Source organism: Oleiphilus sp. HI0079 (genome assembly GCF_001635105.1).
On the sequence record NZ_LWFT01000273.1, the window covers coordinates 1 to 744 of the forward strand.

The 744-nt window shown below is 40.2% G+C and carries 1 protein-coding gene; it reads right to left on the reverse strand.

Annotation, left to right across the window (positions count from 1 at the left end; all coding sequences use genetic code 11):
* Nucleotides 1-475 precede the first annotated feature (475 nt).
* Complete coding sequence (locus tag A3750_RS25260) at nucleotides 476-685, reverse strand: hypothetical protein (protein ID WP_156498377.1); 210 nt, start codon at nucleotides 683-685, stop codon at nucleotides 476-478.
* Nucleotides 686-744: the final 59 nt, after the last annotated feature.

Below are 744 nucleotides of genomic sequence, written 5' to 3' on the forward strand. Positions count from 1 at the left end.
GAACGAGTTAAAGCTTTTCTTCGAGCACACAAAGTACATCTTACTAAATCTGAAATAAAAGATTTAACTGGTATGGTATTTAGCATGAGCGATGATGAAGCCAAGAGCAGACTTAAAGCCATCATTATTAAATACAGAACAACAGGGCGTCTTGAACTTGTGAGGTGACTCGGGATGTGCGCTTGAGACCTACCCAGCAGCGCTTCGCGACAACTGGGCTTCTGAAGTTAGGCGCGAGACCTAAACAGCAGAACTTTGGAACCAGCGCACAACATATATCTATAGAAGTCCAAATCTGATCTTACATTTCTCTCAATTCGCTTTAAGCAATGCGTACAAATAGACAATTGCAGACCTTAAATTTGCCAAGAATCTAATTTCGACTGCATTGACCTCCAGTGAATAATTGACATGTATGACTAGGCTTTATTATTTGCCTTTAAGCGTCATTTAGTGGCTACAGGCTTTTGGGGAACTACAAGTCACTGACGCGGTACTTATCGGTCTTGTAGATGCTCTTCACTCCGTCTAAATCGGCTGATTTATAAGCAATCGAATAGCCATACTCTACACTTTGATTTTTGCTCTCAACGGGAATCTGCTTGTCACGAAGATGGACTAACATCAACTCAACTTCACTCATTGGAGGAATTGTAATTCTTCCTTCCTTCTTGTGATAACTCAATAAGTCTCTATACACCCTGCCTTAAATAAAACAAATTATTCCTCGCTCAATGGAATTTA